Consider the following 15,975-nt stretch of genomic DNA (forward strand, 5'->3'; position numbering starts at 1 on the left):
GGCCTTTCTGTCGTCTGCCCTTAAGGCGTTGATCAGACCCCGAATGGGTTGAAATTGTTGGTGCCGCGCAGGATCTGACCCAGGAAGCTCGCCTCCTGGCCGCCAGAGGGCGTCGTCCGGGTGATGAAGTCGAACACCTTGCCGTCCTGCAGGCCGTAGAGCGCGACCCGCTCCACCTTGAGGTTCTTGTCGAAATAGACCGCCATGACCTTCTGTTCGACGATCTGCTCTCCCATGAACTGGAAGGTGCGCCGGGAGGTCTGGCTGATGTAGTACCAGGACTTGTTGCCCACGGTGGACACGGTGGACGGGGTCCCCAGGGTGGTAAGGACCTGCTCGCCGTTCATGCCCTTCTTAACCTGGCTGACGGTTTGTTCGTCCACAAAGTAACCGCGATGGAATTCTTCTCCGCCCATGCAGCCTGCAAGGGATGTGGCCAGGAAAGTCGCCGCCGCCAAGCGCACGAAGAGAGTGTGATATCGACGCATCGTAGGGTTCTTCCAGGATTGTGGCGCGGACAAGCTTGCGCCTTCGGATGGTGATGGCGTAACCCGGTGTCACGTTTTTGACAAGGCGGGAAGGTAGTGGAGCGGTGATCTTCAGGCTGTTTCGGAAGGATCCTCAGCGCATCCTGATTGCGTCCCTTTACAAGAGGGTCGCCGAGGCCTCCCGTGTCCCCGGCCTCTATGCCGGGCTCGGCATACCGGATACCCTGGAGGGGCGTTTCGAGTCTTTGTCCCTGCATATGGTCCTGACCCTGAGAGCCCTGCGCCTTCTTCCTCCGCCGGCCGACGAGCTGGCCAAGGACCTGACGGATGCGTTCTTCCAGGACCTGGATGCCTCCTTACGGGAGATGGGCGCCGGCGATACGGTCGTGCCCAAGCGTATGAAAAAGCTCGCTTCCTCCTTCTACGGCCGGGCCCATGCCTATGATGCGCCCCTGGACCGGAAGGACGAGGCCGCCCTTGCTCTGGCGCTCGGCCGCAATGCTCTCGGCAGCGACGCGCCGGCCTCGCCCCTGGCCCGCTATGCCCTGACGGCGGATCTTGACCTGAAACAAGCGGATCTCGCCTCGCTCCTGGAGCGGGGCCCCGTTTTCCCGAATTCCGAAGCCTTTGCAGGGGAGAAGCATCATGACGCCTGAAGCCGTTGGCCCGCTGACCCGGATCGTCGATGTCGTGAACATCCCGCCGGCCGGCAAGCCTGTCCATGTGGTGGCGTCCGATGAGGAGTGCCGGGCGCTCGCGCAGGATTTCGGGCTCCCGGGGATCCAGACCCTTTCGGGCGATTTCAACCTCACGTCCACGGCCAAGGGCGTCCATGTGACAGGTGTCGTCAAGGCCGACATCACCCAGATCTGCGTGGTCAGCCTCGACCCCTTCGATTCGAGCATCGAGGAGGAGGTGGAGGTGGATTTTGCCGAATCCTCGGGGATGCCGGCCGAGCCGCCCACCGAAATGCACGAATACGAACCCCCTGACGAAATCGTGAACGGGCAGATCGACCTCGGCGCCCTGACGGCCGAGTTCCTGGCACTTGGACTCGATCCCTATCCACGTAAGCCCGGCATCAGCTTCGACTACACGGACCCACGGGACGCCAAGGATTCCCCCTTCGCGGCCCTGGATACCTTGAAGGACAAGGACTAAATATCCGGAAAAGCACGGGATTCCACCTCCGGCCCGTCCTGTGCGGCTTGCTCCCGCCGCATGCCGCCCTGGAACAGAATTCGGTTGCGGAGCCCCGGCAAAGCGCTATTTTCCGGCCCCTGTCGACCCTCATCTCAGAAAGAAACGACCGTTCATGCCCCAGCCAGTCCGGATCTCGCTTGACGCGATGGGCGGCGACCACGGCCCGTCCGTTGTGATCCCAGGCGCCGCGTTGGCTGTCGAGCGCCACCCCGACGTCCGCTTTCTGCTGTTCGGGAACGAGCAGGTCCTCACGCCGATCCTGAACGGCTATCCGAAGCTCAAGGACGTCACTGAGATCCGCCATACGGAGATCGCCATCGGCATGGACGACAAGCCGAGCCAGGCCATCCGCATGGGCAGGGGGCGCTCCTCCATGTGGAAGACGGTTCAGGCCGTCCGGGACGGGGAGGCGGATGCGGCGGTCTCGGCCGGAAATACCGGCGCCCTGATGGCGACCGCGAAGATCTGCCTCAAGACCATGGCCCATATCGAGCGGCCCGCCATCGCGTGCATGTGGCCGACCCTGCGCGGCGAGAGCATCGTGCTCGACGTGGGCGCGACCATCGGTGCCGATGCGGGGCATCTGGTCGACATGGCGATCATGGGCGCTGCCATGGCGCGCATCGTGTTCGATCTCGACCGCCCGACCGTCGGGCTCCTCAATGTGGGCACCGAGGAAATCAAGGGCATCGAGACCGTGAAGGAGGCCGGCCGGATCCTGAAGGAATCCAACCTGCCTCACCTGGAATATCGCGGCTTCGTGGAGGGCGACGATCTCGGCAAGGGCACGGTCGACGTGGTGGTCACGGAAGGGTTCACGGGCAATATCGCCCTCAAGACCGCCGAGGGCACGGCCAAACAGATCGGCGAATATCTCCGTTCGGCCATGACCCGGACCCTGATGGCCAAGATCGGCTACCTTTTCGCGAAACAGGCTTTTAACGCCCTCAGGGACAAGATGGACCCGCGCAAGGTCAATGGCGGTGTCTTCCTGGGCCTGGAGGGGGTCGTTGTGAAGAGCCACGGCGGCACCGATGCGCTGGGCTTCGCCAGCGCCATCGACGTCGCCTATGACATGGCGCATTTCGAATTGATGAAGACGATCCGTGGCATGCTGGAGCATGACCCGGTCGAGCAACAGGCCTGAGGAAGGCACATCTTGAAACGCATCCGTTCCATTGTGCGCGGCGTCGGCTCGTATCTGCCGAAGCGGCGTGTGACGAATTACGATCTCGAGAAGCTGGTCGAGACATCCCACGACTGGATCGTGCAGCGCACGGGGATCGAGGCGCGCCACATCGCGGACGATGACGAGACCACCTCGGTGCTTGGCATCAAGGCCGCAGAGGCGGCCCTTGCGGATGCCGGCCTGACGCCCGCCGATATCGACCTGATCGTCTGCGCCACCTCGACGCCTGACCATACCTTCCCGTCGACCGCCACGATGATCCAGGCCGGGCTCGGCATGCATCACGGCGCGGCGTTCGACATCCAGGCCGTCTGCACCGGGTTCGTCTACGCGGTGGCGACGGCCGACAAGTTCATCGCCTCCGGCTCGCACAAACGGGTCCTGGTGATTGGGGCCGAGACCTTCTCGCGAATCCTCGATTGGAAGGATCGCACCACCTGCGTGCTCTTCGGCGACGGCGCCGGAGCGATTGTGCTCGAGGCACAGGAAGGCGAGGGGACTTCCGCCGACCGTGGCGTGCTCACCTCCCACCTGCGCTCGGATGGGCGTTACCGCGAGAAGCTCTATGTGGACGGCGGCCCCGGCTCCACGAAGACCACGGGCGTGCTCAAAATGGAGGGGCGGGAGGTCTTCCGCTTCGCCGTCGGTTCCGTGACAGATGTGGTTCAGGACGCCTTCGATGCCACCGGAACGACGGCCGAGGATCTGGCCTGGTTCGTTCCGCACCAGGCCAACAAGCGCATCATCACGGCGAGCGCGGACAAGCTCGGCATCGCACAGGAGAAGGTGGTGATCACCGTGGACCGTCACGGCAACACCTCGGCGGCATCGATTCCGCTTGCCCTCGACGTGGCCTGCAAGGACGGGCGCATCAAGAAGGGCGATCTCGTGATGATCGAGGCCATCGGCGGCGGCTTCACCTGGGGAAGCGCCCTCATCCGCTGGTAGGGGAACATTCTCCCGCTTTGTCAATGGGTTGACCATACGGCCTCTTGTGCATAGCGTCTGCGGGAAGGACGCCCGGATCGTGCATTCGGGCCTTGGGGGATTTCGATGACAGGCAAAACTGTAACGCGGGCGGATCTGAGCGAGGCCGTCTATCAGAAGGTCGGTCTCTCCCGCACCGAATCGGCCGAGCTCGTGGAGCGCGTTCTGGCGGAGATCTGCGATTGTCTCGCGGCGGGCGAGACCGTGAAGCTCTCTTCCTTCGGTTCCTTCATCGTCCGCGACAAGGGCGAGCGCATCGGCCGGAATCCCAAGACCGGAATCGAGGTGCCGATCGATCCGCGCCGGGTCATGGTCTTCAAGCCGTCCAACGTACTCAAGGCTCGGATCAACGGCGAAACGGTTCCGAGCGAGGATTGAGACCCGCCATGGCCGGCGGCGCCTCTGACAAGGGCCCGGACGCCTTCCGCACGATCAGCGAGGTGGCCGAGGAGCTCGATCTTCCCCAGCACGTCCTGCGCTTCTGGGAGACGCGCTTCGCGTCCATCCGCCCCCTCAAGCGCGGCGGTGGGCGCCGCTATTACCGCCCCGACGACCTCGACCTTCTCAAGGGCATCCGCCATCTCCTCTACGGAGAGGGCTACACCATTAAGGGCGTGCAGCGCATCCTCAAGGAGGAGGGCGTCCGCTTCGTCCAGGCCGTCGGGCGCGGTGAGCTCGTCGTGGCCGCCAGCCGCCCGGAGCCCGATGAGCTGGCAGACGATTCCCTCGTAAACGAAGCCAGCGCGCCCGAGGAGGTTCAATTCGAGCCTGCACGCGCCCTCGAGAGCCGCCCGGTGGAGGCGGACTGGGACAGCCTCCACGCTGCCCTGGACGAGCTACTGGAATGCGACCGCGTCCTCTCGACTCTGCGCACGCCGCCTGAAAGTGGTGTCAGTGACTAGGAATTCAGAGGTATCGAACGGCTTCGGGCGTATGTCTCGGGTGTGGTCAAGCTGGTTATCCGTCCGCCATCCTTCCCTAATGTGAATTTCAGGGCTTGCACTCCGGCGCGGCGAAAGCTAGATCATCCAGGCCTTTCGGCAGTCGGAGCGTAGCGCAGCCCGGTTAGCGCACTAGTCTGGGGGACTAGGGGTCGGAGGTTCAAATCCTCTCGCTCCGACCATTAAACCTCTTGAAAATAAAGAGCAGTTTCGATGCGGCGCCTGCGGGCGCCGTTGTTGTTTTGCGCCTGAATGGCCTCTCAAGGCCGCAGGGTTCCTTCACCGCCGGTTCGTCTGCCGAGGTCTAAAAGAATCGAAACCTGGAGCTGGCGGGCAAGCCGCTTTACGGCTGCGGTCGCCTGAGGTGCGATATACCTATTCCTGCCGTGCCAGAAGCGCGTCGGTCACGTCCCGGCCCGTATGCTTGGGCGTGATCAGGCGGCTGAGATCGAATCCTTGCCGCCGCGCTTCGGCGAGATAAGCCGCCTTCTCGGTCTCGTCGACGTTCGGCTCCCTCGCTAGGAGCCACAGGTGGTTTCTGTCGGGAGTTCCTACCAGGGAGAGCCGATAACCAGGGTCGAGCTTGAGAACCCAGTAATCGCCTTTCGTGAATGGCACCCAGCGAAGTCCTTCCGGCAGAAACGACACCTTCAACTGGGACTTGCCGTCATTGACAGGCGTGGCCTCGCCGAGAGCCTGGGTCGGCTTGCCTTCGGCGTCGAAGCAGCGATTATCGACACGGATGGTGCCGTTCGGCTCCAGGCTATAACGGGCCGTAATGTCGGTGGCGGCTTCATCCTCCCACTTCAGGGGCAGGCGGCAGATCTCGTACCACTTGCCGAGATAGTGGTTCAGGTCGAGCATCGGGATCGCCGTGACAGGATGGGCATCGGTCATGCTTTTCTCCGTCGTCCAAGCCATTCAACGGACGTTTCACGGTTCCGTTCCTGATGGGGAGGAGTGCGTTCCTAAAAGGAGCTTCTGGCCTGTCGCGCCTCGCCAGGAGGAACGCTGTAGGTTCAAGCCTGTGAAATGTTTCCGGGATTAGCGGCCAAGGTCCCCGATGTCGCACGGGAGTACGCCCTGCAGGGCCGAGTGTTGACACCCTTCGCGCCGACAATAGCTATTGGTTTTCGTCGGCATGGCAGTCATTCCAGTGCCTTGCCTCCCGCCATGCCCCTGTAGCTTTGCCAAGAGCCCGTAGATTGCCCATGAGTGAGAATGAAACGCCCAGTCGCGTGGAAAACGATCCACCGCTTCCCGATGTCGAAGGCGAGGGGCAAAGCGTAGGCAGACCGGCGGCGGGCGAGCATGAGCATGTCTCGTACAATCCGACGGGCGGGCCGGGTTTCCACCACTGGCAGGAGGCGACGATCACCCAGCCGGGGCTGGGCGAGCGCGGCAACGTGTTCTTCGCCGCCATCGAGATGACCCGTATGCCGATGATCCTCACGGATCCCAACCTGCCGGACAATCCCGTTGTCTTTGCCAACCGCGCCTTCCAGGACCTGACCGGCTACACGGAGGAGGAGGTGCTCGGGCGCAATTGCCGCTTCCTCCAGGGTTCCAATACGGACCAGACGGCTGTGGCCGAGCTGCGGGAGGCGATCAGCGAACGCCGGGCGGTCTCGGTCGAGCTTCTGAACTACAGGCGCGATGGAACGCCCTTCTGGAATGCCTGCTTCGTCGGGCCTGTGTTCGACAAGCGTGGCAGGCTCCTCTACTTCTTCGCCTCCCAGCTCGATGTCACACGACGCCGCACCTCCGAGCAGGCTTTCCGTCAGGCCCAGAAGATGGAGAGCATCGGCCAGCTCACCGCAGGCCTCGCCCACGATTTCAACAATCTCCTGCAGGTGGTTTCCGGCAACCTGGAGCTTGCGCTCTCGCGCACGGACGACGAGTCCCTGCGACGGCCGCTCGAGAATGCCAGTCGCGCGGCCGAGCGCGGATCCAAGCTCACCAAGCAGCTCCTCGCATTTGCCCGCAAGACCCGACTTGAGGCCAAGCCGACCAATCTCAACAATCTGATCCTCGAATTCGGGGAGATGCTGGAGAACTCGGTCGGTCCCCAGATCGAGGTCCAGCTCAACCTGCGATCCCGCGTGCCCCCGGCCCTCGTCGACCCGGTGCATTTGGAAATGGCCGTGCTCAACGTGCTCATCAATGCACGGGATGCCATGCCGAAGGGCGGCTGCGTCACGATCAGCACTTCCAAGGTGCATCTGAACGGCAATGCTCCCGCTCATCACCTGCCCCCAGGAGATTACGTGGCCCTCTCGATCACGGACGAGGGCGACGGCATGCCGCCGCATGTGCTGGAGCGGGCAACGGAACCCTTCTTCACCACCAAGGGCCAGGGAAAGGGAACCGGACTCGGCCTCGCCATGGTTCACGGCTTCGTGCAGCAATCGCTCGGGCGCCTGGAGATCGAAAGCGAGCGCGACAAGGGCACGACCATCCGCATGCTCTTTCCGGCAGCGGAAGCCCAGGCAGCCGCTGCCGCTCAGCCGAGCCGGAAGCCGCCGGCGCCTACGGAGCCGCGTGGGCAGGCCGAGACGATCCTCGTGGTCGAGGACAGCCACGACGTTCTGGAGCTCGCCCGTGAACACCTGACGACGCTCGGATACAATGTCCTGGTGGCACACGATGCCGATGAGGCGCTTGCGGTCCTCGAGAGGGCAGACGGACAGATCGATCTGCTGTTCACGGACCTTGTCATGCCGGGCAGCATGAATGGGTTGGCGCTGGCCGATGTCGTCCGGGAGCGTGCCCCCGGTGTCGGGATCCTCCTGACGACCGGCTACAACGATGATCTCCTTTCGGAGAACAGGGGAACAGCCGGAGCCGACGTATTGGGCAAGCCCTATCGGCGCCTGGAGCTGGCAGATCGGGTCAGAGCAGCCCTGAACAATCGGGGGAAGGAGCGGCGCGTACTCCCGAAGGCTCCATCGCGGGGGCCACGCCACGAGGGCTGACCCCGGATTCACAGGCTCACGCTTGAATAATCTGGGTCCTGATCGCGTAACGGACGAGGTCGGCGAGGGAGTTGAGCTCTAATTTGCGCATGGCGGTGGTGCGGTGTGTCTCCACGGTCTTGACGCTCAGGTCCAGGAGCTGAGCGATCTGCTTGTTGCTCTTGCCTTCGGCGAGAAGCTGCACGATCTCGCGCTCCCGGGACGTCAGGCGTTCGGCCGTGGGTCGGCCCACCCTTGCTTCTCCCTCCTTGAGAAAGCCGTCGAGCAGAAGCTCCGATACCCGCCCTGCGAAAAATGGCTTCCCGTGCGACAGGCTTTCGACCGCCGGGATGAGCTGGCGCACGGCATCGGACTTGAGCAGATAGCCGCGAGCGCCGGCAACGAGGACTTCCCTGATCAATTCCTCGCTTTCATGCATCGTGAAGATCAGGACTTCCGTATCCGGCAGGCTCTGCCGGATACGTCTCGTCGCGTCGAGCCCGTTGAGACCCGGCATGGACAGGTCGATGACTGCCACCTGCGGCCGATGCTGGAGGGCCAGATCCACCGCATCCCTCCCGTTCGAAGCTTCTGCGCAGACCTGCCAGCCCGGATGCTGCTCCAACAGGTCCTTGAGCCCGCGCCGGACGATGTCGTGGTCGTCGGCCAGAAGTATTCGAAGCATGGGTGTCTCCTAAGCGGCCGACGGGTCTTCGTCCCCGGGCGGCGGGGCAGACCAAGGATGCTGATCCGATTCCAAGAGAGTGATCGGCACCTTGGCGCCCACATGTGTGCCCGAAGAGTCCGAGCGGATGTCGAGCCGTCCGCCCAACTGCTCAAGGCGCAGGCGCATTCCCGAGATGCCGATGCCGAGTTGCCCGGCCTCCTCCAAGGCCGTCCCTCTGGAGGTCCTGAAGCCCAATCCGTCATCCACTACATCGAGGTGGACCATTCCGGCCGTTCGATAAAGAGCAATGCGAGCCCGCTTGCTGCCGGAATGGCGGTGGACGTTCGACAGCGCCTCCTGGGCCACGCGGTAGAGGGCAGTGGCGATGGGCTTGGGCAAGGGCTCGCAGCTCTTCTCGATGCTCACATCCACCTGGATGCCGCTGCGGTCCGAAAACCCCTTGGTGAGCCAGCTCAACGCCGCGGGGAGGCCGATATCGTCGAGGAGTGGGGGATGGAGCAGATAGGACAGCGTGCGGACCTCCCGCAGGCTCTGCTCGGCCAGGTCGAGAGTCTCCGACAGCGCGCGACGCACGGGTTCCTTCGCGTTCCCGAGCCCTTCTCCGAGGCGTGTGGCATTCAACGTGATGGCAAGGAGGTTCTGGGCGGTGGTGTCGTGAAGCTCCCGTGCGATGGCGCGCCGCTCCTCATCCTGGAGATGCATGAGACGACTGCTCAGGCGGGCCAGTTCCTCCTGCGTGCGCTTCACCTCGGTGATGTCCTCATGGGCGATCACGATCCGCCGTGTCGGCGCCTGGTCCGGCCGCGTCACGCGAAGCTGGAACCAGCGTGGTCCCTGCGGGCTGCGGCAAGGGTATTCCATGCGAAATTCGGAGCGCGCGCCTTCGATGATGTCGCGCAGCGCTTCCGCGGTTTTCGCCGCATCCTCCGACAGGGGGGCGGCCGCCTCGCAGACGGCCAGGTAGTTCATCCCGACCCCATGGCTGTTGTCGGCATAGCCGGCCGCATGGGCGAAGGTGCGCCAGGCCTGGTTCACGGCGATGATCGTCCCTGCCTCGTCCAGCACAGCAATGTGGGCCGATAGGGCATCGAGCGTTGAGCGCAGCAGGGCCTCCGCCTCCACGTCGGGTGCGATGAGGGTCGGCAGGGCACGGGGCCGCACTGTCGTCATGGCGCGGCGTCGCCTGGAGCTCACCGGGCCTGCCGGCGATGAAAGGCTATCGGAAACTGGACGATCCATTCTGGCCTCGGCCTCTGGTGGGGCTCGCTGATCCACGAGGGAATATGGCGGTTTCGCTGGGGACTTCCCACGGTCGCACGGAGAAAATCAGCCGAGTACGGTGATTTTCCCGATTCACTCAGGACATTCCCGATCAAAAAGGGCCGGGGGGCCGGACATATCCTCCGAAGCTGGCGCTGATAACGACGGCGCGGCAATGAGAGGATGGGACCATGAACGTGAAGTACATTGCCTATGCCATGACTGCCATGCTTGCGGCCGCAACTCCGGCTGCAGCGGCGGACATCGTCGAGACCGCCGTCTCCAACGGCAACTTCAAGACGCTGACGGCGGCTCTCCAGGCTGCCGGACTTGTCGATACCCTTAAGGGCAAGGGGCCCTATACGGTCTTCGCGCCCACCGATGAAGCCTTCAAGAAGCTCCCGGCCGGAACGGTGGAGAACCTGCTGAAGCCGGAAAACAAGGCCCAGCTCCAAAAGGTGCTGACCTATCACGTTGTGGCCGGGAACGTCATGTCCGGTGATCTGAAGGGCAAGACGACGGACGCCAAGACCGTCGAGGGCAGCCCGGTTCGGGTCGATGCCAGCGGCAGCACCGTCAAGGTGAACGATGCCACTGTGACGAAGGCCGACGTCAAGGCCTCGAACGGCGTGATCCATGTAATCGACACCGTGATCATGCCGAAGTCCTAAGGTGCAGAAAGTTCGGGGCGGAGGTGCGCCGCTGCCCCGAACTCACCTGTCGCGCTAGCCTGAGATGCGAGAGGTCGAGAGATGATCTTCGCCGGTTCGAGGCAAGCCAGCGCCGGTTTCAGGAAGATCTAAAGATGATTGAATTCCATAGGATGAATATTCCTAGAAAAACGTTGAATATATTTCGGATTTCGATTTATTTTACGGCCGATATCGTAATGTTGAAGTGTATTCTTGCCCATGATTATGATGGTTGACAGCCAATGTCGTAATCTACTTTCTGGATCGGGCTGTGGGGCGAAAGCTCTCACCATCCATTACAAAGGGCAACACAGCGATGAGCACACCAACGAGCCAGGAGACCCTGTACCTTCAACTCGTGAATGAGACGCGCGCGAAGGCGGGGGTCAATGCTCTCACGTTCGATGGCGAGCTTCTCGGCTCTTCCGACGCCCACAGCGCCTGGATGGACCAGACCGACATCTTCTCCCATACAGGCGTGGATGGATCGAACGCGGGCGACCGCATGACCGCAGCCGGCTACGGCTGGGAGGGCTGGGGTGAGAATATCGCCTACGCCAGCGGCCCGCTCGATGAGACCACGGTTCGGAAGCTGCACGACATGCTCGTGAACTCCCCGGGCCACTACGCCAATATTGTCAACGGCTCGTTCGAGGAGATCGGGATCGGCCTGAAGGCAGGCACGATCAATGGCGAGAATGTCGTGTTCGTCACCCAGAATTTCGGCATCCCGAATGCCACGGAGCGGGCTGAGGCGAACGACATAACCACTTCCACCTCCGGCAGAACCATCTCCGGCACCAGTGGGAATGACAGGCTCAACGGCACTGACGGCGACGACACGCTCTATGGATATGCGGGATACGACGTGCTTGACGGCAAGGCGGGAGCAGATGCCATGTATGGTGGCCCGGGCACCGACGTCTATTATGTCGATAACCCGGGCGACAGAGCGTACGAAGTGGCTGGGGAAGGCGAGGACACGGTTTATAGCACCATTTCCTATTCCCTGGTCGGGAGCGTGGTGGAGAACCTCACTTTGTTAGGGGCCGAGAGCATCAACGCCACCGGCAACTCCCTTCACAACTGGCTGACCGGGAACTCAGCCGGCAACACTTTGGATGGTGGCGCACTAAACGACACTCTGAACGGCAAGGGCGGCGCAGACGTGCTGATCGGTGGTGCCGGCAACGACAGGTTCGTGTTCGACGACGCGAGGGACGCCCGCGGCGATACGATCGTGGACTTCGAGCATGGGGCCGACAGGATCATGCTCATACCCATCGACGCCAATGCTCTCGTCGAAGGGGATCAGGCGTTCACCTTCATCGGCACCGAGCGCTTCCATCAGGTTGCGGGCGAGCTGCATGTCTATCATCTGGCAGACCGTAACACCTACATTTCAGGCGACACCAACGGCGACGGGCACCCTGATTTCGCCATCAAGGTGCTCGGCTGGCACACATTCACCCAGGACGACTTCGTGCTCTGAGGCCGGTGAGGGACCGAAGTGGCCGGGCAATCTCATGGTCGCCGCATGCGACCTTTGTCTAGCATTCTGTCCAATGAGCCTCTATACCGACGATGTCAGGCTCGCCTGACTATGATCGTAGAGGCAGAGTGGAATAGGCGTTTAGGACGCGGGTTCGATTCCCGCCGCCTCCACCATAAGCACATTGGCAGTCCAGGTCCTGCAGACGGGTTTGGGTGACTCGCTCCTCGTGGGCGGATTATTGTCTCGGTGTGTTTCTGATGGGGGCGATATGGGTTCGACTGGGCGCGATAAAGACTAGGCTGCGATTAGGCTGAGCTACGGCCTCAATAGTGCAAATTCACAAATGCCAACGACAACGTTGACATGGGTGCGGTGCGCCTCGCGGCGTAACCATCCGGGGCTCGGGACAGCCTAGCAACAGAAACGGCACCTTCGGGTGCCGTTCCCATTTCAGGCCTTTGGGCTCCTCAGCGACCGCTGACCCGCAAAACAGAGAGACAAAGAACACATGTCGGTTATTCAAGTGGACGGCTATATCCGGGTTCCCAAAGGGACGGTGGTTTATCCCAAAGGCGATGGCGTCGAGGCTCCGTCCGCGCGCGATCAGGTCGTGAGAGTGACGAACATCTTCGACGTGGACGTGAAGAGCGACAATTTCTACCTGCTCCTGCCCGACGACATGCGTCTGCGCTATTTCGAAGCCAGTGGCAGTAAACGTCCCATTGATCAGGATATTCTGGCGTTCACGGATCGCCTGACCCAGGGCGATTACCGCGCGGTGGAATGGTCGAGCAAATGGACGCTGATTGCCAATGTGCAGCCCGCTGAAGCCCCTGCGAACGCGAAAGCTGCCCGGAAGACGGCGAAGGCGGAAAAGAAGCCGGTCACCAAGCAGGAGCGGATGGTGATCGGTTCAATGTGGCAATTCGTTCAGGATGCGGAGCTTCGCTACAGGGTGCGCAACCCCGCTTATGCGGCCATGCGCGACGACATCGACAGAAGCCTTGGTCACTTGTCTCCGAGTGTTCGAAGGCAAGCTGTCGACGCAAAGCTGAATGAGCTTGGTGTTGCGGATTATCTGGATGAATCCTGGGGTCATGTGAAGGCTGGCGAGACCTTCACGGTTCGTGGCAAGCTGACCTCAGGCTTTGGAGGCGAGCAGGACGTGCCGATGCTGTTCCGGGGCGAGAAGTTCACGCTGCCCTATACGAGCCTCGAGCCATACGTTGAGCCGGTGAGCGAGCAATAGGAAACCGAGCAGGTCTGCTTGATGCCGGTCGTCAGGGGACGACCGGATCGAGCGCCGTTAACGGATCATCGAACTGGGCCTCAAGCCGCTTGCGGCCACGATTGAGATCTCTCCGCCTCGAGAAGCTGTTCCGCCGTGCGGGTGAACTGGCTGCCGGAAAGGCCCGGCGGGATAGGCGCGAGATAGGTCACCGCGACGGTTCCGCCGCGCTTGAAGCGCTGCCCCGGCCCCCAGAAGTGCCCCGAATTGAGGGCGACCGGGAGAACTGGGCGGTCCAGTTTTGCGTAGAGCAGTTCTACCCCTCGCTTGAACGCGATGGGCTCGGAAACCGATTTCCTGGTTCCCTCGGGAAAGATCAGGACTGAGCGGCCCTGGGCAATGGCCGCGCGGCTTTCGTCGACCATTTTCCTGACCGCTTTCGGGCCGCTCTCCCGGTCGATCAGGATCATCGGAGACTTGCGCAGGAACCACGAGAAGACCGGGATCGTCAGCAGTTCCTGCTTTGCGACGATAGCGACGTCCGGGAAGAGGATCAGGAAAGCCAGGGTTTCCCAGGTCGACTGGTGATTCGCAACGATCAGGCAGGGCTCGCCCGGAATGTTGTGCCGGCCGCGTTCGGCATAGGTGAGACCCACCAGCCAGTTCAAGCCGATAAGAACCCCTCGAGCCCAAAGGCGCGACATCACCCGCACCCCGCGCTCGGGCGACCCGCAGAGCCATAGGATAGCCAAGGCAGGCGTGAAGAGCCCGGTCCAGACAGCTAACGAGATGTCGAACAATTTTGAGCGAAGGCGCTGCATGGGTCTTGGTGTGTTCGTTAGAGCCACGCGTGATTTTGGTGCTGGCTCGAGCTGAAAGGGGGGCAAAGCGGCGCAATAAAGATGCGCCGCTGAAAACCCGGTAATGGTGCTCGGACTTTGCCGAACCCGTTCCGTTAGGCTTTCACCGCTGGTGTTTCGGTCCGCGGGCTGGCGCTTGGAGCCGTTCCGGGCCGACGCGGTCCTGCGAAACGAGGCTTGGGCTTGGGCGCTGCAATCAATCCTTCCCGGATAGCCTGCTTGCGAGCCGCCTTACGGTTGCGCCGGATCGCTTCCGCCTTTTCGCGAGTCTTGCGCTCGGAAGGCTTCTCGTAGGCTTTGCGTGCCTTCATCTCGCGGAAGATACCTTCGCGCTGCATCTTCTTTTTCAGGACCCTCAGAGCCTGATCGACATTGTTGTCACGTACGAGAACCTGCATAGAATCTCCTCACTAAACGATGGGTTTGACACTGCCGCCGTATCTCTTCGGCGGATGACGTCGACTCAATTCCGGAGCCGAGAGAGCTACATGCTCCGAATGTCGCTCTCTCGGACGGCTCTTTCGATCGTGCCTGACTTGATCCGGTATGAAAGCTCGCCCGTCTCATCGGCCGGCATCAGCCGCACAACTTCGTAGACGCCGCCGGCGCTTGTCTTGGTATCGGAAAAGCCGGGCTGCCTCAGTCGAACCATCTGCCGTACTTTGAACTTGTGGGACATTTGTCAATCTCCTTGGTGCTGAATGAATGGATGGGAATGCCCCCATCAATCAGGCCGGGCAGGAATTACTACTTTCGCGCCTTGCGAGCCGCGTACCGGGCATCGCGGGCAGCCTTGCGCTCGGCCTCTAACCTGGCTTCGTTCGCGACCTTATCGGCGGCTGCGCGCTGCTCCTGCTCCGCTTGCTCCGCCGCGCGTGTCTCACGCTCTGCCGCAATGCGAGCGTCCTCGGCGAGACGTTGGGCTTGCCGTTCCGCATTGCGTGCTTCCCGCTCTGCGCTTATGGCCGCCCGGGCAGCTCGCCTCTCGGCAACCGCGGGGTCGTCTGGTCCAGGTCGCTGGCGGAATTTGGCGGCCATCGCCTGTTTCGCATCTCTGGCGGCGCTCAGCCGCTCAGAAAAGTCTTTCTGCTTCATTCCACTCGTTGATCTCATGCAAATGTCCAAACAGGCCTATGCCAACTAACGGACACGCCTGATGCTGGTGATGGTGCCTTCCGGCAGCGTGCCTTGCTCTTGCTGAGCTCGGGCAATGGGGCCGACAGCCCAGGCGTCGAGTGCCTTCGAAGCATCGTCGACCCACAGATAGGCGGTGCGGCCATCGTCGTAGCTGACCATGAACATGACCGATTTCGCAGGGTTGGCTTTTCGGAATGTATTCATCTCTTCCTCATGCGTGACTGTCGAAATGACCGGCTTTTTAAAGAAAAAGCCGCTCCACCTCGGAGCGGCTTTCCATCGAGCGCAGCTTGTGTGCGCTCTATCGTCCTCAAGCGGCCTGAATGTTGTTGACGGCGATCTTGCCGGAGCGGCGATCCTCAGCCGTGTCGAAGGAGACCTTCTGACCTTCGCGCAGTCCGCGGATGCCAGCGCGCTCCAGAGCCGTGGCGTGGACGAACACGTCCTTGTCGCCATTGTCAGGCTGAATGAAGCCGAAGCCCTTCTGGTCGTTGTAGAATTTTACGGTGCCCGTATTCATGATGATATCCTTGGTTTGTATCAGTGCACGTGAGCCCGAGGGCACGCGACAGCATGCCCTCAGCTCGGGTTCGTCGATGTTTGGGAAGGCTGTCTGAACGTGCGCCTGGCATGCCAAGGCGTAACGGCCCGATTGTCCGGCCAAATGTCGATAAACGATATCTAGTGCGTCAATCAGGCAAATACAAGGCATGGACGCGCAGTAATTTCTCAGACGGCTCTAAAAAGCCAAATCGAGTGGGAAGTCGAATGTCAGCCACCAAGATTTATCGGGCGACTATTTTCTCTGAGTTTTCATCTATTCGGCTTCTACTATCTTGTATCAATTGAGAAG

19 protein-coding genes, 1 tRNA gene, 1 other RNA gene and 1 pseudogene are annotated in these 15,975 nt (G+C 61.8%); 12 read left to right on the plus strand and 10 right to left on the minus strand.

Annotated features, from left to right (window positions below; translation table 11 throughout):
• Window positions 1-32: 32 nt before the first annotated feature.
• Window positions 33-488, minus strand: a complete 456-nt coding sequence (locus tag C4E04_RS09685; RefSeq protein ID WP_109597102.1) for an outer membrane protein assembly factor BamE — start codon at window positions 486-488, stop codon at window positions 33-35.
• Window positions 489-592: 104 nt separating this feature from the next.
• On the opposite strand from C4E04_RS09685, the gene C4E04_RS09690 reads away from it, so the two are divergent.
• The 7 genes from C4E04_RS09690 (at window position 593) to C4E04_RS09720 (ending at window position 4,990) form a co-directional block, all read left to right on the plus strand.
• Window positions 593-1,144, plus strand: coding sequence for a ubiquinol-cytochrome C chaperone family protein (locus tag C4E04_RS09690; protein ID WP_109597103.1), 552 nt, complete (start codon window positions 593-595; stop codon window positions 1,142-1,144).
• Window positions 1,134-1,649, plus strand: a complete 516-nt coding sequence (locus C4E04_RS09695; protein WP_109597104.1) for a DUF177 domain-containing protein — start codon at window positions 1,134-1,136, stop codon at window positions 1,647-1,649. Before C4E04_RS09690 ends, C4E04_RS09695 begins: the two co-directional genes overlap by 11 nt.
• Before the next feature lie 154 nt (window positions 1,650-1,803).
• Entirely contained in the window at window positions 1,804-2,838 is a 1,035-nt protein-coding gene (gene plsX, locus C4E04_RS09700) for a phosphate acyltransferase PlsX (RefSeq protein WP_109597105.1), read from the plus strand.
• Between the two features lie 12 nt (window positions 2,839-2,850).
• The gene (locus C4E04_RS09705; protein ID WP_109597106.1) at window positions 2,851-3,828 is read left to right on the plus strand and encodes a beta-ketoacyl-ACP synthase III; all 978 of its coding nucleotides are present in this window, start codon (window positions 2,851-2,853) and stop codon (window positions 3,826-3,828) included.
• A gap of 105 nt (window positions 3,829-3,933) precedes the next feature.
• Window positions 3,934-4,245: an integration host factor subunit alpha gene (locus C4E04_RS09710; RefSeq protein ID WP_109597107.1), complete on the plus strand. Its 312-nt coding sequence runs from the start codon at window positions 3,934-3,936 to the stop codon at window positions 4,243-4,245.
• Window positions 4,246-4,253: 8 nt separating this feature from the next.
• Entirely contained in the window at window positions 4,254-4,769 is a 516-nt protein-coding gene (locus C4E04_RS09715; protein ID WP_109597108.1) for a MerR family transcriptional regulator, read from the plus strand.
• 143 nt (window positions 4,770-4,912) lie between these two features.
• Window positions 4,913-4,990, plus strand: a tRNA-Pro gene (locus C4E04_RS09720).
• 193 nt (window positions 4,991-5,183) lie between these two features.
• Here C4E04_RS09720 and C4E04_RS09725 read toward each other — a convergent pair.
• A complete protein-coding gene (locus C4E04_RS09725) occupies window positions 5,184-5,705 on the minus strand; it encodes a lipocalin family protein (RefSeq protein ID WP_109597109.1) in 522 nt (173 codons plus the stop codon).
• 314 nt (window positions 5,706-6,019) lie between these two features.
• On the opposite strand from C4E04_RS09725, the gene C4E04_RS09730 reads away from it, so the two are divergent.
• Window positions 6,020-7,783 (plus strand): histidine kinase famiy protein, encoded by a 1,764-nt coding sequence (locus C4E04_RS09730; protein WP_109597111.1) that lies wholly within the window; start codon window positions 6,020-6,022, stop codon window positions 7,781-7,783.
• A gap of 16 nt (window positions 7,784-7,799) precedes the next feature.
• On the opposite strand, the gene C4E04_RS09735 is transcribed toward C4E04_RS09730, so the two are convergent.
• Both C4E04_RS09735 and C4E04_RS09740 read right to left on the minus strand, forming a co-directional pair.
• Complete coding sequence (locus tag C4E04_RS09735) at window positions 7,800-8,447, minus strand: response regulator transcription factor (RefSeq protein WP_109597112.1); 648 nt, start codon at window positions 8,445-8,447, stop codon at window positions 7,800-7,802.
• A gap of 9 nt (window positions 8,448-8,456) precedes the next feature.
• Window positions 8,457-9,620: a PAS domain-containing sensor histidine kinase gene (locus C4E04_RS09740; protein WP_162559341.1), complete on the minus strand. Its 1,164-nt coding sequence runs from the start codon at window positions 9,618-9,620 to the stop codon at window positions 8,457-8,459.
• Window positions 9,621-9,901: 281 nt separating this feature from the next.
• Here C4E04_RS09740 and C4E04_RS09745 point away from each other — a divergent pair, with 281 nt between their 5' ends.
• The 4 genes from C4E04_RS09745 (at window position 9,902) to C4E04_RS09760 (ending at window position 13,146) form a co-directional block, all read left to right on the plus strand.
• Entirely contained in the window at window positions 9,902-10,381 is a 480-nt protein-coding gene (locus C4E04_RS09745; protein ID WP_109597115.1) for a fasciclin domain-containing protein, read from the plus strand.
• Window positions 10,382-10,718: 337 nt separating this feature from the next.
• Window positions 10,719-11,894, plus strand: a complete 1,176-nt coding sequence (locus tag C4E04_RS09750; RefSeq protein ID WP_109597116.1) for a CAP domain-containing protein — start codon at window positions 10,719-10,721, stop codon at window positions 11,892-11,894.
• A gap of 55 nt (window positions 11,895-11,949) precedes the next feature.
• Window positions 11,950-12,330: a transfer-messenger RNA gene (gene ssrA, locus C4E04_RS09755) on the plus strand.
• Between the two features lie 90 nt (window positions 12,331-12,420).
• On the plus strand, window positions 12,421-13,146 hold the full coding sequence (locus C4E04_RS09760) for a hypothetical protein (RefSeq protein WP_162559342.1): 726 nt from the start codon (window positions 12,421-12,423) through the stop codon (window positions 13,144-13,146).
• Window positions 13,147-13,226: 80 nt separating this feature from the next.
• Here the strand turns inward: C4E04_RS09760 and C4E04_RS09765 are convergent, their stop codons facing one another.
• From C4E04_RS09765 to C4E04_RS09790, 6 genes and pseudogenes are all read right to left on the minus strand, one after another.
• A complete protein-coding gene (locus C4E04_RS09765) occupies window positions 13,227-13,946 on the minus strand; it encodes a 1-acyl-sn-glycerol-3-phosphate acyltransferase (protein ID WP_109597119.1) in 720 nt (239 codons plus the stop codon).
• A gap of 134 nt (window positions 13,947-14,080) precedes the next feature.
• Window positions 14,081-14,383, minus strand: a complete 303-nt coding sequence (gene rpsU, locus C4E04_RS09770) for a 30S ribosomal protein S21 (RefSeq protein WP_109597120.1) — start codon at window positions 14,381-14,383, stop codon at window positions 14,081-14,083.
• An 86-nt stretch (window positions 14,384-14,469) separates the two neighbouring features.
• A complete protein-coding gene (locus tag C4E04_RS09775; RefSeq protein WP_109597122.1) occupies window positions 14,470-14,664 on the minus strand; it encodes a hypothetical protein in 195 nt (64 codons plus the stop codon).
• Between the two features lie 131 nt (window positions 14,665-14,795).
• A pseudogene (locus tag C4E04_RS21385) lies at window positions 14,796-15,098 on the minus strand (DUF6481 family protein); the annotation flags it as partial.
• Between the two features lie 27 nt (window positions 15,099-15,125).
• A complete protein-coding gene (locus tag C4E04_RS09785; protein ID WP_109597125.1) occupies window positions 15,126-15,326 on the minus strand; it encodes a hypothetical protein in 201 nt (66 codons plus the stop codon).
• Between the two features lie 106 nt (window positions 15,327-15,432).
• Window positions 15,433-15,642 carry a cold-shock protein gene (locus tag C4E04_RS09790; protein ID WP_109597126.1) on the minus strand — a complete coding sequence of 70 codons (210 nt, stop codon included), beginning with the start codon at window positions 15,640-15,642 and terminating at the stop codon, window positions 15,433-15,435.
• Between the last annotated feature and the right edge of the window lie 333 nt (window positions 15,643-15,975).

This window comes from Microvirga sp. 17 mud 1-3 (assembly GCF_003151255.1).
In the GTDB taxonomy this organism is placed as follows: domain Bacteria; phylum Pseudomonadota; class Alphaproteobacteria; order Rhizobiales; family Beijerinckiaceae; genus Microvirga.